This is a genomic window from Salinisphaera sp. SPP-AMP-43 (assembly GCF_049568105.1).
In the GTDB taxonomy this organism is placed as follows: domain Bacteria; phylum Pseudomonadota; class Gammaproteobacteria; order Nevskiales; family Salinisphaeraceae; genus Salinisphaera.
Map to the genome: position 1 here is coordinate 1,454,406 of NZ_CP145335.1, position 18,738 is coordinate 1,473,143.

At 60.4% G+C, this 18,738-nt stretch carries 12 protein-coding genes and 1 CRISPR repeat array; of the genes, 7 read left to right on the forward strand and 5 right to left on the reverse strand.

What is annotated here, in order from left to right; all coding sequences use genetic code 11:
* Positions 1 to 400: 400 nt before the first annotated feature.
* Positions 401 to 1,411 carry a Gfo/Idh/MocA family protein gene (locus V5738_RS06205; RefSeq protein ID WP_423823550.1) on the reverse strand — a complete coding sequence of 337 codons (1,011 nt, stop codon included), beginning with the start codon at positions 1,409 to 1,411 and terminating at the stop codon, positions 401 to 403.
* Between the two features lie 266 nt (positions 1,412 to 1,677).
* On the opposite strand from V5738_RS06205, the gene V5738_RS06210 reads away from it, so the two are divergent.
* The 7 genes from V5738_RS06210 (at position 1,678) to V5738_RS06240 (ending at position 10,362) form a co-directional block, all read left to right on the forward strand.
* Positions 1,678 to 3,141 (forward strand): sugar porter family MFS transporter, encoded by a 1,464-nt coding sequence (locus tag V5738_RS06210; protein ID WP_423823551.1) that lies wholly within the window; start codon positions 1,678 to 1,680, stop codon positions 3,139 to 3,141.
* 809 nt (positions 3,142 to 3,950) lie between these two features.
* Complete coding sequence (locus V5738_RS06215; protein ID WP_423823552.1) at positions 3,951 to 4,922, forward strand: substrate-binding domain-containing protein; 972 nt, start codon at positions 3,951 to 3,953, stop codon at positions 4,920 to 4,922.
* Between the two features lie 67 nt (positions 4,923 to 4,989).
* The gene (locus V5738_RS06220) at positions 4,990 to 6,081 is read left to right on the forward strand and encodes an ABC transporter permease (RefSeq protein WP_423823553.1); all 1,092 of its coding nucleotides are present in this window, start codon (positions 4,990 to 4,992) and stop codon (positions 6,079 to 6,081) included.
* A 1-nt stretch (position 6,082) separates the two neighbouring features.
* Positions 6,083 to 6,865, forward strand: a complete 783-nt coding sequence (locus V5738_RS06225) for an ATP-binding cassette domain-containing protein (RefSeq protein ID WP_423823554.1) — start codon at positions 6,083 to 6,085, stop codon at positions 6,863 to 6,865.
* Positions 6,866 to 7,051: 186 nt separating this feature from the next.
* On the forward strand, positions 7,052 to 8,239 hold the full coding sequence (locus V5738_RS06230; protein WP_423823555.1) for a phytanoyl-CoA dioxygenase family protein: 1,188 nt from the start codon (positions 7,052 to 7,054) through the stop codon (positions 8,237 to 8,239).
* A gap of 21 nt (positions 8,240 to 8,260) precedes the next feature.
* On the forward strand, positions 8,261 to 9,271 hold the full coding sequence (locus V5738_RS06235; protein ID WP_423823556.1) for a LacI family DNA-binding transcriptional regulator: 1,011 nt from the start codon (positions 8,261 to 8,263) through the stop codon (positions 9,269 to 9,271).
* Positions 9,272 to 9,510: 239 nt separating this feature from the next.
* Entirely contained in the window at positions 9,511 to 10,362 is an 852-nt protein-coding gene (locus V5738_RS06240) for a MurR/RpiR family transcriptional regulator (protein WP_423823557.1), read from the forward strand.
* Between the two features lie 24 nt (positions 10,363 to 10,386).
* Positions 10,387 to 14,497: direct repeats of the CRISPR family, unit length 28 nt; unit sequence TTTCTTAGCTGCCTACGCGGCAGCGAAC.
* Positions 14,498 to 14,626: 129 nt separating this feature from the next.
* Here V5738_RS06240 and cas6f read toward each other — a convergent pair.
* Genes cas6f through csy1 form a run of 4 tightly spaced genes read right to left on the reverse strand, consistent with a single transcriptional unit; the run spans position 14,627 to position 18,559 of the window.
* On the reverse strand, positions 14,627 to 15,196 hold the full coding sequence (gene cas6f / locus V5738_RS06245) for a type I-F CRISPR-associated endoribonuclease Cas6/Csy4 (protein ID WP_423823558.1): 570 nt from the start codon (positions 15,194 to 15,196) through the stop codon (positions 14,627 to 14,629).
* Between the two features lie 2 nt (positions 15,197 to 15,198).
* Positions 15,199 to 16,233 (reverse strand): type I-F CRISPR-associated protein Csy3, encoded by a 1,035-nt coding sequence (gene csy3 / locus V5738_RS06250; protein ID WP_423823559.1) that lies wholly within the window; start codon positions 16,231 to 16,233, stop codon positions 15,199 to 15,201.
* A gap of 12 nt (positions 16,234 to 16,245) precedes the next feature.
* Complete coding sequence (csy2, locus tag V5738_RS06255) at positions 16,246 to 17,205, reverse strand: type I-F CRISPR-associated protein Csy2 (RefSeq protein WP_423823560.1); 960 nt, start codon at positions 17,203 to 17,205, stop codon at positions 16,246 to 16,248.
* Positions 17,198 to 18,559 carry a type I-F CRISPR-associated protein Csy1 gene (gene csy1, locus V5738_RS06260; RefSeq protein WP_423823561.1) on the reverse strand — a complete coding sequence of 454 codons (1,362 nt, stop codon included), beginning with the start codon at positions 18,557 to 18,559 and terminating at the stop codon, positions 17,198 to 17,200. Before csy1 ends, csy2 begins: the two co-directional genes overlap by 8 nt.
* Positions 18,560 to 18,738: the final 179 nt, after the last annotated feature.

Here is an 18,738-nt window from a genome sequence, read left to right on the forward strand (position 1 = left end):
TGGCGGCCGAGGCCGTGCCCACGGCGGGCGTTACCCGGGCGCGTAACGCCCGCCAGGCGACGCCGATTCTGGCGTCGCTCCCGTTGGCGCCGGCTTGATTGGCCGCAGACGCTTGGCTGGTTTTCGTATCCGATCGGGGGCTTGTCGCTCCAGCGGGTTTTCGAGCCACAGCCGAATGCCTGCTCGAATACGCCGTTCGGCCCGGTCTGTCGGTGGTCGATGTTGTCAGGCCGGCGCGTGCTCGCTACGACAGCGCTAGCCGGATGGATCGCTCTGAACCTGTGGCATCGAAAGGGGCCGGCAGCATTCTCGGTACGGCCCGATTTCGATAACTCGTCTATCACCCGGCGCTGGTTATGGCCGGGTATCGAATGCGGGCCGCGTGCTGGGTCGACATGCGCTAGCCGATCGCTTCGCGGACTCGAGCCGCGAAGTCGATCTCCCTGTGCTCGCGAGCGCTTTCGTAGATGGCGGCCAGAAGCAGGTTGAGCGCGCTGGCTTCGTCGACATCTACGGGCGGGCGGCCGCCGTTGTGCAGGGCATCGATGAACAGCCGGTCTTCCTTGGCATAGCCGCCTTTTTCGGCGAACGGGATATGCGTGTAGTCCTCGGTTCTGACCACCTGCTCAAGATCCAGTGCATAGCGGACCCGTTCCAGTTCTTCGGTCGCTGCCGTGGCATAGCGGCCGTAGATTTCGACCCGTTCGAAGGGAAAACTCCAGCCCGAATGCGCCGAGGAACTCAGCGTGGCGATGGTGCCGGATTCGAATGTGAACAGCATCGAGAAGTCGTCGAACTCGGCGCTCGAGATCGCACGGCGTGCAGCACAGCGCAGGGTCGCGATTGGGCCGAACAGATACTGCAGCAGATCGATCTGGTGGATCGTGGTTTCGTAGAGGAAGCCGCCGGTCTTGCTTGGATCGGCAGTCCAGGCCGGTTGTAACAGCTCGCCGCGATTGAGCTTGAACTGGGCGTTGTAGGGCTCGAGATCGCCGGCATCGATCAGTGCCTTGAGTTTGTCGTGGGTATAGGCATAGCGGCGATTCATGCCCAGGTTATAGACCCCGCGCGAGGCCAGTGCGGCTTTACGGATACGCTCACCGCCGGCCAAGTCGGTCGCCATCGGCTTTTCGCAGAACACGTTGAGCCCTTCGTTCAGGCAGGCAACCACCGGGGCCACATGGGTGGTGTTTGGGGTCGTGACATAGATCGTATCGACATCCATGCGAAACAGATCTTCCAAAGTGGCACCGGTTTGGGCGCCACCGATCTGGTCTGCCAGCCGGGCAGCATTCGCTTCGAGCATATCGGCCACGCCGACGAGTTCTACGCGATCGTCACGGCTGAGAATATCGGCATGCACCGATGCGATATATCCGGCACCAAATATGCCGACTCGTGTTGTAGTCATGAGCAGAACACCTCGTTTCCGTAAGGAAGCCTCGCGCAGCCGAAGCCATCGGCAGCGGTATCGTTGGTCGCCTAGCGATCAAATCATTTATGGAAAATAAATTCCATAATACGAAATGATGAAACAAATAATTTGACCGTATATAGAAGGGTCACGTAGCTTTCGGGGCCTATGAAATAGCGTCTGGAATGGCTGTTGCCGGGGGTCGAACGTCAGCAAGCCGGGCGGCTTCGGCCGGTCGCAATGGCCTGTATCGGTTGCCGCACATGCGCAATCGCACCAGCCGGGCGTATCGCCCAGGAGGAATTTTTAAAGTGAATACCCAAGCGTCTTCGGTCCGAGCGGCTACCACCTCCAGACCCGCGGGTTCTCATCACCGCAGACTGGGCATGATCGCGTTCATCGCGACGTTCGGCGGGCTGTTATTCGGCTACGACACCGGCGTGATCAACGGCGCCGTGAACCCGATGAAAATCGATCTGGGCCTAACCCCACTCACCCAGGGTTTCACTGTCAGTATTCTGATTTTCGGCGCCGCTTTTGGGGCTGCGATCTGTGGTCGGATCTCCGACATGTATGGCCGCCGCCTCACGCTGCTGCTGTTGTCGAGCGTGTTCATCGTCGGCACGCTCGGCGAGGCGATTTCGCCCAGCTGGCAGGTGCTATCGGCGTTTCGTTTTATTCTCGGGTTGGCCGTTGGTGGGGCTTCGACCACCGTGCCTGTTTATCTGGCTGAGGTCGCACCAACCGAAAGACGCGGTAGCCTGGTCACGCGCAACGAAATCATGATCGTCTCCGGCCAGTTTGCGGCGTTCATCATCAATGCCGTGATCATGACGGTCTGGGGCGATTACCCCGGCATCTGGCGCTTCATGCTGGTGGTGGGCGTGCTGCCAGCGTTCGCGCTGCTCATCGGCATGCTGCGAGTGCCCGAAAGCCCGCGCTGGTTGACCGAGCAGAATCGCCGCGATGATGCCCTGGACGTGCTCAAACAGATTCGTTCGCCCGAGCGCGCCCAGTCCGAGATCGCGGAAGTCGACTCGTTGGTCGACAAAGAGCAGCAAAACCGCTGTGGGCGCTGGTCGGATCTCACCGTGCCATGGGTACGTCGGTTGATCATCATCGGTGCCGTGCTGGGGATCTTCCAGCAGTTCACCGGCATCAACGCGATCATGTATTACGGCACCCAGTTGCTGGAGAATTCGGGCTTTTCCAACAACGGGGCAGTGATCGCCAACACCCTCAACGGCCTGTTCAGCGTGCTCGGGATTACCGTGGGCATCCTGCTCATCAACAAGATCGATCGGCGTACCATGCTGATTGGCGGCTTTTTCCTAATCGCGTTCTTCCATGTACTGGTCGGGCTGTCGGCGATGTTCATGCCCGATGTCGCGATCAAGCCGTATCTGGTGTTGGTGTTCGTGGTCGCCTTCGTGTTCTCGATGCAGGGCACGCTCGGGCCACTGGTCTGGCTGATGCTGTCTGAAATCTTTCCGCTCAAGATCCGCAGTTTCAGTATGGGCATCTGCGTGTTCGTGCTCTGGTTGGCCAATGCGCTGGTGGCATTCGGCTTTCCGCCGGTAGTGGCGGCGCTGGGCGTTGGCCCAACGTTTTTCATGTTCTCGGCGATCTCGGTGCTCGGCCTGATCTTCACCATCGTCTTCGTGCCGGAAACCCGAGGCAAATCGCTCGAAGAATTTGAAAGCTACGTCCGCAGCCGCTTCGCCTGATCGGCGCTACCGGACCGAGCCGCCGACCGTATGGGCAACCATCCCGGTCGGCGGCTTTTGAGCAGACCCTGCTTTAAGTCAGGGTGGCTTCGCGGCCAGCCGCAGTACACTGTGGCCGCCCGGGCCGGTGCCCGGCCCGTTGGTCCGTGCGGTTACCAATGATCTGGGCTGCTGCGGGCCCGAAACTGTGCTGCGAGCGCTATAGGCGCTGGACGCGCACAGCCCATAGATCGCCTTCCGGTATGCACGGCGTTTTCGGCTTGAAAGACCCGCCCTAGGGACTGTCGATGTTGCGTACCAGTCCGCGCCAGGCGCTGTTGTGCGGCAATCTCACGTTATAGCCCGCTCGCCTAGGCCGACGACGCCACGTTTGCTAGGCCTTCGCTAGGCCTTGTCTTGCTGCCAAACAGTGCTTGTCCCGAAGGGTTGGGCAGCAAATCGCCCCGCGGCGTTGTGATCTTGGCGCGTGGTACGCCCAAAGCCGGCGACTCGCGCCGTACAGGGCACGATGTGCAGTCTTTAACGCGGCGCTCGGACAAAACATCAACAAGGCCCTGGGGCGTGGGTCGAATCCTGGCAAAGTGCGTCGCAACACCCTGGCAGCTTGGGCTTTTCGCAGCAGGGCCGGCCATCATGCGACCAATGGATTAGCGTGAAAATTTCAAAAACTATTGCGATGATATATGTGTTCCATCATTGTCATGGCAAGGGCATGCTCGGCTGATCGCGTCGTGCATCGCCTCGATTAAAAGTGCGCCCAGCGGTATATCCGGCGGCGCCAAAAAAGCTTCACCAAGGAGGAGACCGATATGCGATTGTTCATGAAGGGCCGTAGACGCATGCGTCTGATCGCGGCCGCCCTGGTTCTCGGGGCGGCGAGTGTTGGCATGGCCGGCGTGGCCTCGGCGGCGGATAACGACAAGAACCTAAAGTTCGCGCTGATCACCCATGCCCAGCCGGGCGATACGTTCTGGGATCTGGTGCGCAAGGGCGCGACCGACGCTGCGAATAACGTAGGCGCCGAACTGGTCTATCTGCGCGGCGACTCGCCGGACAAGCAGGCGGCCAAGCTCAAGAACGTGATCAACCAGAACGTGGATGGCATCGCGCTCACGCTGGCGTTCCCCGATGCCATGCGGCCGCTGCTCAAGGAAGCCTTGAACGCCGGTATCCCGGTAGTGGGCGTGAATTCCGGTTTTGCGACTTGGAAGTCGATGGACATTCCGATGTACGTCGGCCAGGACGAAACGCTGGCCGGCAACGCCGTCGGTAAGCGGCTCAACGACGAAGGCGCCAAGAAAGAGCTGTGTGTGAACCAGCAGCAGGGCGCGGTGCAGCTGGCAGCACGTTGTGACGGCATTGCCGAAACCTTTAACGGCAACTCGGAAACGCTGTATCTGGAAGGCTACGACATGAGCAAGGCGCGTTCGCGCATCATGGCCAAGCTCATGCAGGACCCGGAAATCGATACGGTCGTCACGCTGGGGGCCCCATTCGCGCCGGTCGCCGCAGACGCGGTCAAGATGGCGCATAGCGAAGCCAAGGTCGTGACCTTCGACCTCAACCCGCGTACCGCCAAGCTGATCAAGCAGAACAAGGTTGCCTGGGCGGTCGACCAGCAGCCCTATCTGCAGGGCTATGAAGCCATCGACCTGCTGTGGCTGAACAAGACCAACGGCAACACGCTCGGCGGCGGCAATGCCGTGCTGACCGGCCCGGCCTTCGTGACTCAAAAGAATATCGATCGAGTCATGAAATACGTCCAGCGCGGTACGCGCTGAAGGCGAGAAGGCTCTCGACGCCCGGCGATCGTTTTCGGTCGCCGGGGCATCCTCGGAGGACTAACCGATGGCAGCTACCATGGACGACGACGCACTGAGCGGCGCCGGCACGACCGATAAGGCCGGCGCGCCCCCCAAGAAACAACAGCAACGTATTTCCAAGGATCCGCTCTGGAAAAAGATCCTCAAACGCCCGGAGGCGGGGGCGCTCGGCGGCGCCATCCTCGTGTTCGTGTTGTTCTGTATCGTCGCGCCGCCGTTTCGCACGATGCCGGCGTTTTCTACCGTGCTTTACCAGGCCGCGATTCTGGGTATTCCAGCGGTCGGCGTCTCGCTGCTGATGATCGGCGGCGAATTCGATCTGACCCCGGGCGTGGCTGTGATCAGCTCGTCGCTGGCGGCTTCTATGTTCGCGACCCAGGTCGCAGATAATCTCTGGGTGGGCGTGGGCTTTGCCCTGGTGTTCTCGCTGGCGCTTGGCGCCCTCAATGGCTGGTTGTTGATCAAGACCAAGCTACACAGTTTTCTTGTCACCCTATCGACATTCTTGATGTTACAGGGCCTGAATATCGCCCTGACCAAGCTGATTACTGGCGACGTGGCCACCGGTGACATCAGCGGCATGACGGGCTTCGATAGCGCCCATGCCGTATTCGCTTCGGACATCCCGCTCGGCAGTCTGGATATCAGCATCGCTGTCGTCTATTGGGTCGTGCTGGTGCTGTTCGCGACCTGGCTGCTGCTGCGGACCAAGATCGGTAACTGGATTTTCGCGGTCGGCGGCGACCCAGAGGCTGCGCGCGCCGTGGGCGTGCCGGTACGCGGCATGAAGATCGCGCTGTTCATGGGCGTGGGCTTCTGCGTGTGGTTTCTGGCGATGCACATGCTGTTCGCCTACAACACGGTGCAATCTGGCGCCGGCGTGGGCAACGAGCTGCTGTATATCGCGGCCTCGGTGGTTGGCGGCTGTCTGCTGACCGGTGGCTACGGCTCGGCGGTCGGCTCGGCGCTGGGCGCCTTCATCTTCGGCATGACCACCGAAGGGGTGATCTATGCCGGCTGGGATTCCGACTGGTTCATGTTCTTCGTAGGCGCGATGCTGCTGCTGGCGACCGTCGTAAATACCTGGATCCGAACCCGCGCCTCGCAGGGGAAATAAAATGAGCGACAGCAACCCGATCATCGAACTCGAAGGCGTTGGCAAGAACTATGGCAACGTGCACGCACTGGCCGACGTCAGCCTCAAGGTCAAACAGGGCGAAGTCACCTGTATCCTGGGCGATAACGGCGCCGGCAAATCGACCCTGATCAGCGTGATCGCCGGCCTGACCGAGCATTCCTCCGGCGAATACCGGGTCGATGGCAAGCCGATGAAGTTCGGCTCGCCCCGCGAAGCACTCGATCTGGGGATTGCAGCGGTCTACCAAAATCTGGCGTTGGTGCCGTTGATGCCGGTCTGGCGGAATTTCTTCCTTGGCTCGGAAATGACCAAAGGCGCTTGGCCGTTCACCCGTATGGACCGAGATACGATGTGTTCCGAAACCGACGAAGCCCTGCGCAAGATGGGCATCGAGCTGGAGGATATGGAACAGCATGTCGGCACGCTTTCGGGCGGCCAGAAGCAGGTGGTGGCAATCGCCCGGGCGATCCATTTTGGCGCCCGCGTGCTGATTCTGGATGAGCCGACCGCGGCACTCGGTGTGCACCAGTCCGGCTTGGTGCTCAAGTACATTGCTTCGGCCGCACGCGAACACGGCGTGGGCGTGATCTTTATCACCCATAACCCGCATCACGCCTACTTGGTCGGCGACCACTTCGTCGTTCTCAGCCGGGGCCAGATGGATCTGGATGCCCCGCGCGAGGATCTATCGCTCGACGATCTCATCTTCCAGATGGCCGGGGGCGCCGGACTCGATGCCCTTGAGCACGAGATGCAGCGATGATTGGTTAGGGCGCCCTCTGGGCGCCCTTTTTGGTGGCGAGCGCATAGTTCGTACGGCGTGCTTGAGGCTCGACCACCGCGTCGAGCGTTGAGGTGTTTTTGAGGTGGTTTGGCGTTGTCGGGCAACTGGCCCGGCCCGAATAATCAAAGCTCACAACAAAGCCGCCCAGCGAAAGAGGAGATCACCATGCTGGCCCAAGACCAAACCCAGAAAACAACACCGTCCGAGCGCGTCTGGCTGAGCGCCGACGACTGCCGTCTCGAGGATTTCGTGGCCAGCATGGCCAGTACGACCCGGCCGGAGGATTACCCGCTGGCCCAGCGGATCGAAAAGGACGTGCCGGTCTACGACGGCCGCAGCATTACCGAGCTGAGCGCCGCGCAGCGCCAGGCGCTACAGGCCGAAATGGCCGAGGCACTGCTCGATGGGCCCGGCATTATCGTGTTCAGCGGCGCCTTCGATGCCCACAGCATCGCCAAGACCACCGACTGCTTTAACGATATGATCGCCGAACAACGCGAAGCCGGCGTGGCCGGCGGCGACCATTTCGCCAAGCCGGGGGCCAACGATCGCGTTTGGCGGGTCCAGCAGAAACTGGCCGAACGCGACCCGGCGGCTTACGTCGACTACTATGCCAACCCAGCGCTGGAGCTGATCTGCGAAGCCTGGCTGGGCCCGATGTACCAGGTCACCTCCGATCTGAACGTTGTCAATCCCGGCGGCCAGGCCCAGAGCGCGCATCGCGACTATCATCTGGGCTTCATGTCGACCGAGCAGGCCGAGCGCTTCCCGGCGCATGTGCATCGTTTTGCCTCCCAGCTCACCCTGCAGGGCGCGGTCGCCCATTGCGACATGCCACTGGAAAGCGGGCCGACGTTGTACCTGCCGTATTCCCAGCGCTATGAGCACGGCTTTTTGGCGGCCTCCAAACCTGAGTTCCAGCGTTACTTCACCGAGCACCACGTTCAGCTGCCGCTGGCCGCGGGCGATGCCGTATTTTTCAACCCGGCGCTGTTTCATGCCGCGGGCACCAATCATTCGGCCGATATCCGGCGTATGGCCAATCTGCTGCAGGTTTCATCGGCCTTTGGCCGGGCCATGGGGATTCTCGATCGTGAACGCATGTGCCGGGCGATCTACTCCGAGCTTTGCCAACGCGAACAAGGCGGGGCGCACGCGACGGTGGTACGCGCGGCCAAGGCCACGGCCGAAGGCTATGGTTTTCCCACCAACCTCGATCGCGACCAGCCAACTGCCGGCCTGGCGCCGGAGACGCAGTGCGAATTGTTGATCCGCGCGGTCGGCGAACAGCTCGACGCCGTGAGCTTCGAGTCGCAATTGGCGGCCCAACTCGAACGCCGCCAGGCCAGTTGAGCGGCTGCGGCGCGGTCGGCCATGGCGCATCGATTCACCGTTAAGCAGATCGCGGCCCAGGCCGGCGTAAGCCTGGCGACGGTGGATCGGGTACGCCACGGCCGTGCCCATGTCCATGCACAAACCCGGTCGCGGGTCGCAGCAGCGATTCGCGAACTCGACGAACAAGCCGAGGCCGGTATTCCGGCCGGCCGCGGCCTGGCCATCGAAGTGATTCTGAACAGCCCCGAGCGATTCAGCCGGGCCGTGCGCCAGGCGTTCGTGGCTGCCGCTGCCGACCGGGCGCCGCTGCGCATCGCGCCGCGGTTTCATGCCGATGAGCGCATGCACGTTGATGCGATCGTCCGCCGGCTCGAGGCGATCGAGCCTCAAACCACCCAGGGCATCGTGCTCAAAGCGCCCGACCATCCGGCCGTAGCCGCAGCGGTCGAGGCACTACGCGGCCGCGGTATTCCTGTGGTCACGTTCGCTACCGATATCCGCACGGCAGGGCGCATTGCCTATGTCGGTATCGACAACGAAGCCGCCGGGCGTACCGCGGCTTTTTTATTGTCGCGTTTTCTAGCCTCGCAGAGCGCAACCGTGCTGGCCAACCTCGGCAGCCGCGACTTCCACGGCGAGCAGGATCGCTGGCACGGCTTTGCCGATTTCATGGCCCAGCACTGCCCGCAGCATAGGATCGTGACCATCGACGGCGGTTATGGTCTCGACCACGCCACCTACGAATTGGCCCGGGCCGAGCGCGCCCGGCACGGTGTTATCGGCGGCATCTACAGCATGGGCGGCGGCAACCGCGGCCTGATCCGTGCCTTGGAAGACGCCGGAGACCGGCGTTATGCGTTCGTGGGCCACGATCTCGATGCCGAGAACCGCCGCCTGCTGCGTGCCGGCCGCCTCGATGCCGTCGTCGACCACGATCTGTATGCCGATGCCGCCCGGGCGCTCCGGCATATCCTGCACTTTCGGCGCCACGGGCAAGCCGCCGAGGCCGATACCAGCCGCGCGGTGATCGTTACACCATGGAATATGTAATGGTCCGCAGCGATCGAAATAACCAGTACAAATCGATAGTACGTTGGCATGGAAAAGCCAGACACAAGAACGTTCTATAGCCGTAATAGGGCGGTCTAATAGGGGTTTGTGGCGCCGTCGATAGAACAGAAATAGAACAATTATTTGATTGAATACGCGGTTATTTCAGAAAATACCGAGCCAGGGGGCGCACGCCATAGGCGTGTCGAATCACAAAACCAACAGGGATCGACCCACACATGAGTCAAGAGGCACCGGAAACACCGTCCGATCTGCAGCGCCGCATACTGGCCGAATACAAAAGCCTGAGTAAACGGCTGCAGCAGATCGCCCAGTTCGCGGTCGACCATCCCAACGATATGGCGCTGGAAACCACGGCCGTGATCGCCGAGCGGGCCGGCGTACAGCCGTCTGCGATCATTCGTTTCGCCAAGGCATTCGGTTATTCCGGCTTCTCCGAGCTGCAGCGCGTCTATCAAACCCGGCTGGCCGAGACCGCCTCCAGCTACAGCGAGCGGCTGCGTCGACTGCGCCGCGAAGAAGAAAGCGAAACCCAGGCGCTGACGCCGCAGGGCATCCTGCGCCAGTTCTGCCAGGCCAATCGCATGGCGCTCGACCATCTGGCCGACGAAATCGATGCCGAGCCACTCGCCAAGGCCGCCCGGATCATGGCCGATGCCGAGTGCGTCTATCTATGCGGCCAGCGCCGTTCGTTTCCGGTAGTCACCTACATGGCCTACGCACTCAGCCAGATTAAGGCCAACGCCTGCCTGCTCGACGGCCTCGGCGGCATGCTCTCGCAACAGGCCGCGCGCCTGCGCCCGAACGACGTGCTGTTCGCTGTGTCGTTTCATCCCTACGCCGAAGAAACCGCCGAGACCATCCGCATCGCCACCGAGCAGGGCACCCCCGTGGTCGTACTTACCGACAGCCCGCTCAGCCCGGTCGCCGCCCACGCCACCGTCTGCCTCGAAGTACACGACGCCGAACTGCATAACTTCCGTTCACTCACTGCCTCCATGTGCCTCGCCCAGGCGCTGACCGTCGCGGTTGGGCTCAATCTGAACGACGAGGAAATGCTGGCGGGGTGAAAAGCCGAGCATAAACTGAATGCCTGAGTTGGCTGCCTACGCGGCAGCGAACCCCAGTTGCCGGCCTCTGCAAAGCTCACAATCTTTCTTAGCTGCCTACGCGGCAGCGAACAAGAGGAAATGGGCGAGCCGCTACGCCATCCGTTTCTTAGCTGCCTACGCGGCAGCGAACGACGGCTTCGATCGTGCTCCAGTGGCGTTCTCTTTCTTAGCTGCCTACGCGGCAGCGAACCTCGGCCGCGCCGCCCTCGGCTATCTCACCCATTTCTTAGCTGCCTACGCGGCAGCGAACCTGGGCCGGGCGATCGGCGGCCGGCATCCCTGTTTCTTAGCTGCCTACGCGGCAGCGAACGCCCGGCCGATGAATCACGTCGATGACCCGATTTTCTTAGCTGCCTACGCGGCAGCGAACCCGGTGCGGCGGATGTAGGTGACGCATTGGCATTTCTTAGCTGCCTACGCGGCAGCGAACTCAAGGCCGCCACGGCGCGCGGCTGTGGCATTTTTCTTAGCTGCCTACGCGGCAGCGAACGGCCGAACCCGGCGGCGCAGCGGGCCCCTTTTTTTCTTAGCTGCCTACGCGGCAGCGAACGCCTCGACCTTGCCTTTGGTATCCGAGTCGGTTTTCTTAGCTGCCTACGCGGCAGCGAACGTCTCGCCGCCCTCGCCGGCCTCGGCATCGTTTTTCTTAGCTGCCTACGCGGCAGCGAACTTTGGTCCGCGGGCGATCTGGTCCAGTTTGTATTTCTTAGCTGCCTACGCGGCAGCGAACATCACGTTGACCACTTGAGGGGGTGCCCATTTTTTCTTAGCTGCCTACGCGGCAGCGAACTGTTGTTGCGCTCGGGGTGCACGGCGTCAGCGTTTCTTAGCTGCCTACGCGGCAGCGAACCTATCGCAGCTGGTTAAGGGGCCTGATAACAATTTCTTAGCTGCCTACGCGGCAGCGAACATCGATCCGCCGTGGATGATCCACACCTATCTTTTTCTTAGCTGCCTACGCGGCAGCGAACTGTGCGAACCCTTGCCGGCGAGGATGCCGTTGTTTCTTAGCTGCCTACGCGGCAGCGAACAGCGAGATCACCAGGAGCGGCGTGTTATTCAATTTCTTAGCTGCCTACGCGGCAGCGAACCACTTCCGGCGTGCAGCTACCGAGGACGTCCTTTTCTTAGCTGCCTACGCGGCAGCGAACGCAACGTCTGCCCCGCGATATTGACCGGTAGCTTTCTTAGCTGCCTACGCGGCAGCGAACATCTGCTGCTGGCGCTGACGCTCCCCGCTGGCTTTCTTAGCTGCCTACGCGGCAGCGAACCCAAATCGCCGACAACCCTTCTGGGATGCACTTTTCTTAGCTGCCTACGCGGCAGCGAACCAAATGGTCACGCTATCCAGCGACGTCATACTTTTCTTAGCTGCCTACGCGGCAGCGAACACGATCGCGGCGTAGATGCCGCCCGCTTGTTCATTTCTTAGCTGCCTACGCGGCAGCGAACTCCTTCGCCTTGGTCTTGCGCGTGGTGCGCTTTTTCTTAGCTGCCTACGCGGCAGCGAACACGAGCACGGCCGACCCGAACGCCAACACGGCTTTCTTAGCTGCCTACGCGGCAGCGAACATGGGCGAGCCGCTACGCCACCCGGGCGAGACTTTCTTAGCTGCCTACGCGGCAGCGAACGCGGCCCGACGTATGCCGAGGGGGTGGCAGATTTTCTTAGCTGCCTACGCGGCAGCGAACGCGCAGGGCCCACATTGGCGAGCGCATACAGCTTTCTTAGCTGCCTACGCGGCAGCGAACTTCTTCGCGGTGGCCGAGGCCAGCCACGACAATTTCTTAGCTGCCTACGCGGCAGCGAACCCGCGTATATGGATCAGCTCGCGATCGGTCAATTTCTTAGCTGCCTACGCGGCAGCGAACTGACAATGGCTATCGCCATGGGCGCCGTGCTGTTTCTTAGCTGCCTACGCGGCAGCGAACACCCAGGCGCCGGATCCGGACCCGCTGACGCTTTTCTTAGCTGCCTACGCGGCAGCGAACATTGCAGGTCGTAGGGCTGGCGCGTGTTGACCTTTCTTAGCTGCCTACGCGGCAGCGAACGCCGCGACAAACCCTTGTGTCTAAAGGGTTTTTTTCTTAGCTGCCTACGCGGCAGCGAACCTCCCTAAATTTCGTGGCAATCATTGCCGCGATTTCTTAGCTGCCTACGCGGCAGCGAACAAACCCCGTCTAAGGCCCCCATTCATGCAGGATTTCTTAGCTGCCTACGCGGCAGCGAACATATGCGGCGGCGTGCTGCTGTCGGCGGCCCTTTTCTTAGCTGCCTACGCGGCAGCGAACGCGGATCGTGGTGGCCACGTTCGAGGCGTTGATTTCTTAGCTGCCTACGCGGCAGCGAACGGGATCGCGCTGTTCGCCGTCACGTGGCGCCATTTCTTAGCTGCCTACGCGGCAGCGAACCGGGTCTCCGTTGTGGCGGATCTGGCGCGCGCTTTCTTAGCTGCCTACGCGGCAGCGAACAGGTCGGCGTTGACCTGTTCGTTTGCGGACAATTTCTTAGCTGCCTACGCGGCAGCGAACAACGGTTGCTACTACATCATGCTCTGGCATGTTTTCTTAGCTGCCTACGCGGCAGCGAACGTTGTCCTTTCATTCATCTTCGAATACTTCAATTTCTTAGCTGCCTACGCGGCAGCGAACCGCCTTGAGCAGTTTGGCGTTTACCTGATCATTTTCTTAGCTGCCTACGCGGCAGCGAACGTTTGCCCGGCTGCCGAGGCGGCCAATCGGCTTTTCTTAGCTGCCTACGCGGCAGCGAACTGGTGATGCGGTTGCTCATGGTCTGCCCCTCTTTTCTTAGCTGCCTACGCGGCAGCGAACGTGCTAGCACGGGGAAGTTCGATTGTCTCAAATTTCTTAGCTGCCTACGCGGCAGCGAACCTCCGTCTGTCCCTATCGTCTTACTTGCTATTTTTCTTAGCTGCCTACGCGGCAGCGAACGCGGCGTCGATCCGGTCGTGCCGAACCTGTTGTTTCTTAGCTGCCTACGCGGCAGCGAACCGAAGGCCAAGCAACTGCTGACCGGCGACGACTTTCTTAGCTGCCTACGCGGCAGCGAACGCCATCTGCGGACGCATCTTGATCCACTCATTTTTCTTAGCTGCCTACGCGGCAGCGAACAGCAACCCGGCGACCGTGACGCGCGTCACGATTTTCTTAGCTGCCTACGCGGCAGCGAACATGCGATTCGCGACCGGCTGGTCGATCTGCACTTTCTTAGCTGCCTACGCGGCAGCGAACGTCGTTGTTTCGACACGCCGAAACGCCGCATATTTCTTAGCTGCCTACGCGGCAGCGAACGAAATGGCCCAGCATATCTATGCCGCCGCTAATTTCTTAGCTGCCTACGCGGCAGCGAACTGGGCCGACTCGGCATTATTTGCGTTTTTTGATTTCTTAGCTGCCTACGCGGCAGCGAACTTGCCGGCACTGGTTGCCGGATTGCTCGGCGCTTTCTTAGCTGCCTACGCGGCAGCGAACGGTCTGCCAGCCGACTTGCGCCTCGATGGGCTTTTCTTAGCTGCCTACGCGGCAGCGAACACGACGCGCCGGTCCAGTCGCCGGTAGCCTGATTTCTTAGCTGCCTACGCGGCAGCGAACACGATGCGCCCGCGGTCGAGAGGGATGTTCGGTTTCTTAGCTGCCTACGCGGCAGCGAACGGCATCCGAAAAGCGGATTGTCCTATGGGATGTTTCTTAGCTGCCTACGCGGCAGCGAACCCTCGGCCTGGGCCGGAGCCGCTTTTTGCGTGTTTCTTAGCTGCCTACGCGGCAGCGAACGGTTGATCGTGTTCGACGTTACGAGAATCGCCTTTCTTAGCTGCCTACGCGGCAGCGAACCACTTCGGCGCCGGTGCCGGCGGGTAGCTTTCTTTCTTAGCTGCCTACGCGGCAGCGAACAAAATCTTTGCTCGCGGCCATCGACCGCGGCCGTTTCTTAGCTGCCTACGCGGCAGCGAACGCCCCGACGGCGGCGGAGTAGCTATTTAGGCATTTCTTAGCTGCCTACGCGGCAGCGAACTCGGGTTGATGTAATGCTCTTTAGATGACAGCTTTCTTAGCTGCCTACGCGGCAGCGAACTAGAGTATAAATATTATAAGCGACTGATTTTTAAAGACCGGTTCGTTTTTGAGGTCGTTCAACCCTTTTCTACTAAGGATATGTAACTATCTGATTTTAGGAGGCACATTCAGCGCCTCCTAAAAAGGGTTAAAACCACGGCACGGTAGCTTCGCTACTTAGGCCATACGTGTTGAATGAGCCAGGTATAGGTTCGGTGCGCTTTCGGCCATGTTCTATGAACAGGCTGAACCGCTGACCGGTGCTACCGCTGCGCACCTGTACGAAAGGTAGCGATACCTGTTGCTCGACACTATCAGGCACGCGCTCTTGGGCTGTTTGCTCGCTTTCATTGTGACGGCGCATCCGGCGGCGGCGAAGCCGTTCGGCATTGGTCTTGAATTGCCGCCGACGAACGATGCGATATTCAGCATTGCCAGGGATCGGTTCGATCGGACTGATCTCGATATGATCGTGCATCCCCTTGAGCCAGTTGTTCGCTATGAGCTGTTCCAGGCGTTCGGGCTGCCCGTGTAGACGCAAGATTTCGCCCGGAGTGCGGGCTCGCACCCCGGTTTTGTGCTCGGGCAGGCTGATACCAATATCATCGGCTTCGAGTTCCGCCAGAGCACGATGCAGCTTGCTATAGAGCGCGCCCATGAGCATGGGGGCCGGAAATTCCGGATCCGGCCGCAGGCGGATATCCAGATAATGCGTCATGGTCAATCGGCCTCCCCGAATACGCCGCCGCGGATGAGTGTGGCCATTACGAAGTGCTGTTGTTCGGGGTCCGGTTTGGCGTCGTTTGCCATCCAGTTATCGAGCAGGCTGTAGAAGTCCATCTTGGCTTTCGGCTGACGATAGGCCGTGCCCTGTGTCGTGACGGAGCCGTAGGGTTCGACGGCAATCGGCCCCAAATCTTTTTCGGCGGCCTCGGGATACCAAGTATCGACCGTGCGAAGCGCATTGCCGATTTTCTGCGAATGCATGGCGGCCACTTTGTCGACGTCGTACAGCGTCTTGGATTTGTCGCCGCGGCTGCGATCGAGTATCAGCTCCTGGGATGGAAAGACTTCCTGGCCTGCGCCGACACGCGCGAAGGCCGTGATGTCTAGAAGAATATAGCGATCACCGGCGAGACCGCTGGCGATGACCTGAGCAAGCGAGTCGAGTTTGGCTTGGTTTTCGCCGTCGGCTGCGAAATCACGCAGACCAAGCGTCTGGGCGTCGAATACCCATTCGTTTTGCTGCTCGCCCTTCGAAAACTGCCGGATCTGAACTTCGATATCTTCGGCGACCAACCGGTTGCGCCAAAGAAAGCGGCCGTTGGCTAGATTATGGGCGTAGCGAGCGGCCAGAGTGGCGAATCCGTGTTCGTCGACATACCCCGATACGGCTTCGGCCAGTTTGGTTTCGTAATTGGCGTTGTTACAGGCCGACGGTTTGCCGGCACCGCCCAGGACGCGCAGCGTGAAATGCACTTTTAACGTATCGGCGTCGTGCGGCAGGTTGGCGACGTCGACAGTCTGCAGGTTTGGATTCTCGATTGCTGCATCCAGCTTGGCTGGGTCCTGATCTTTGGTCTTCAAACGGTTGGAGATCGTGCCGCGGACCGATTTTTCGCGAATGGTGACAGCGGGCCACTGGTTGGACGCGTTACGTTCGGACCAAGGGCCTGCGTAAAAAAGCCCATCGGATGGATCGAGCTTGCGATCGAAAGCGAGTACAGATGCTTTGAGTTCGTCTTTCTTGGCCATGGTGAATCCCCCTCAGGATTGGCGTTGGTTGGCGTAGTCGTTGTTCAGTCGGTAGCTGCCCGGGTCCAGCTCGTTATCGATGTACCAGAGCAAGGCTTCCGGGCGCTGTAGGCGATGCGGGCTGATCCATTGGCCGATGGAATACAGGCTTTCGACGAACCGAAACGGTGTCGTCGTATCGCGGGCATTGGCCACTTCGCCCGGCGCATGTAATTCGCCCAGAGCGCCGTAGCCCACGGGAATTGGTACATGCCAGCCGGGTCGGCTGCGGATTTCCCAGTGGCCGGTATCTCCTGATTCGTCGGTGCGGTAGTCGTGATGAAGCCGGGCGAAATCCAGCCAGGCATCCAGTAGCGAAGCGGCTTCATTTTGTTCGCGCAGTTCGGCAAGCCGGTCGTGCAAGGCTGGTTCGTTGAGCACGAGCGCAAAGCCGGGCAGAAGACCGCGCCGCAGGCGCTGGAAGGTCTGTTCGTATTCGTCGCTATCGTCCGGCATGGGCGTTAGCGAGGGGGCAGGGCCGCGATCGGTTCGCCCGTCGACCAGAACACTGCCGCCGGCGATACGCATGCCATGCACGAACTCGTAAATGTCGTCGGCGATGGCTTGGCGTTCGTTGTGGCTGCCCGAGCAGTTATCGCCCGACACCGAGAAGACCAGCGAGATCTCCAGGTGCATCCGGCCTTCTTCTGCGATAGCCGCGGTCTTACCGTCCTTGCCGACGGGGTTTCGCGTGAGATGGAACTGCTGCAGGTTATAGCCGGCCGAGGACGATTGAATATCGTGCCAGTGGCAGATCACGCCCACGCTTTGAAATTCGAGTAATAGTTCATCCGGCAAACCACGCTCCAATGCATGCATGAAGCCGACGAACGCACTCATGGCTGGGAACCCCCAGGTCATCGGGCTAGAGATCGCGTTGGCGTTCTGTACGCGCAAGCGCGGCAGGACGAGCAGAGTTTGTGCTTTATTCATGGCCGATCACCTCCTCCAGGCCGGCCAGTTCTTTCTGTAGCTTGTCTTGCCACTCTTTGTAGGTGGCCGCGAGCGTTGCGACGTTGCGGTCTTTAGCTGCCGAAGCCGTAAAATGCCGGTGTTCCGGGTCGCCCATGGGAAGTTTCCAGTAACGTTCCAGCCGACTGTTGAGCCAACGGCTAAAGTCCTCACAGACGGTTGTGAGCCAATCCGCTGCTTCCATTTCGGCGCGAAATTCGGCATCGGTGCGGGCGCGATAGGGGTCGAGCCAATACTGGTGTGCTGATGCAAGCCGGCAGTGCCAGTCGTTGGTCCACCCTGGTTCGAGTTGCTGCATCTCGCTGGTAAAAACGATGAGCTCGTCGACTAGAGCAGCCGTCAATTCATCACGCCGGTCTCGGGTACCCATATTTGGATCGGGGACGGCGGCGAGCAGCTGCCCCAGCGCGCGTAGATTGCGGCCAACAGCAGGCCGCCGGCCAAAGGCAGAAAACGCGGAAGCAGCCCGGATGGGCGAGACCTGGCGCGAACGCCAGGTTGGCGGAGCGCTACCCAGCAGATAACTGTTACCGCCGCGCTCGCTGTTCAATTGCGAAATGTTCTGTGGCTTGCTGCCGCCGAACCGCTGAATGGCAAGCCCCGGATAGTCACAGTAGCCATGCTCCGACGGCTCATCCTTGCGACGGGCATCGCGTGCGGCCTTGGCGTCTTCTGAAAAACGATCGTTATTGATTATGCGGAACACCCGATGCGCCAGGGATGTGGCGTACAGCGGAGCTAGAAGGTGAAAATCGGCTTCGACCGAAGGGTCGTCGCCGACGAGCCAGTAAAGCTGCTTCCCGCGGGTATGTGACGCATAACGGCCGGCCGGTTGCGTGATGGTGGCAAAATCCTGCATCAGCCGATCTGCCGTTTCCGGGTTATCGCTGAGTGCAGTGGCTAGATCTGGATCCCCATTCTCCAGGAGCTCGAGCAGGGTGCGGCCGTCGTATTCCAGTTTGAGGAACTTGAATACGTCGAGTGCCGCCGCGTTGCCAACGACATCCACCGTGAACTGTGCGTCCAGTGTGTGGGTGCCGACTGTTTGTCCCGCGGGCTCGCCATCCGGCGGGGCGTAGAGGCTGGAGCCTTTGGCGTCCGGATGGATCGGTTTGAGTGAGTGCGTGACGACTTGTAGCTGGCCAACACGGCGGGCCGCATCGGCTAGCCAGTTGTCATAATCGAATTGCGCGACCAGTTTTTCGTATTTGGGATCGTCAGTTGCGAGTTTTTCGGTTTTTGCTTTGAAACGCTCCTCAAGAAATTGACTTATCGTCGATCGAAGGTTGCTCGTATGTGGTTGAGCTGACTGCATTGCCTCTTAGTTCCCCCATTCAGCTAACTTTTTATGGCAACATGAGGCGCGAAGCAGCGGGTGTACCGCGCCTCATGTTCAGGTGGTGCTTATCTTCTAACGGCATATTTGCCAAACATGGCGCGGACCTCTTTATCCACATCGAACCGGTGGATTCGGTTGCGGGCTAACCTTGCTCG